This is a genomic window from Pseudoalteromonas sp. A757 (assembly GCF_004103285.1).
Classification (GTDB): Bacteria; Pseudomonadota; Gammaproteobacteria; order Enterobacterales; family Alteromonadaceae; genus Pseudoalteromonas; species Pseudoalteromonas galatheae.
Genome location: NZ_QNQN01000015.1, coordinates 1 through 384, shown reverse-complemented (window position 1 = coordinate 384; position 384 = coordinate 1). Strand labels below are relative to the sequence as shown.

At 52.1% G+C, this 384-nt stretch carries 3 tRNA genes; all 3 read right to left on the bottom strand.

Annotation, left to right across the window (positions count from 1 at the left end):
• Nucleotides 1–74 (bottom strand) — tRNA-Pro (locus tag DRB05_RS00090).
• A 19-nt stretch (nucleotides 75–93) separates the two neighbouring features.
• Nucleotides 94–169, bottom strand: a tRNA-His gene (locus DRB05_RS00085).
• Nucleotides 170–193: 24 nt separating this feature from the next.
• Nucleotides 194–270 (bottom strand) — tRNA-Arg (locus tag DRB05_RS00080).
• Nucleotides 271–384 lie beyond the last annotated feature (114 nt).

Genomic DNA, 384 nt, shown 5'->3' with positions numbered 1-384 from the left:
TCGGCGATGCAGGATTTGAACCTGCGACCCCTTGGACCCAAACCAAGTGCGCTACCAAGCTGCGCTAATCGCCGACTAATTTTGGCATGTAGATGGGGCGACTGATGGGACTTGAACCCACGACAACCGGAATCACAATCCAGGGCTCTACCAACTGAGCTACAGCCGCCACTACATGTGGATTAAAATAAGATGGCGCACCCTGAAGGATTCGAACCTTCGACCGACGCCTTAGAAGGGCGTTGCTCTATCCAGCTGAGCTAAGGGCGCAAACTCGTAAACATCTTCATGCTACTTTCTTATTTTAAAAGTGGTCGGCGATGCAGGATTTGAACCTGCGACCCCTTGGACCCAAACCAAGTGCGCTACCAAGCTGCGCTAATC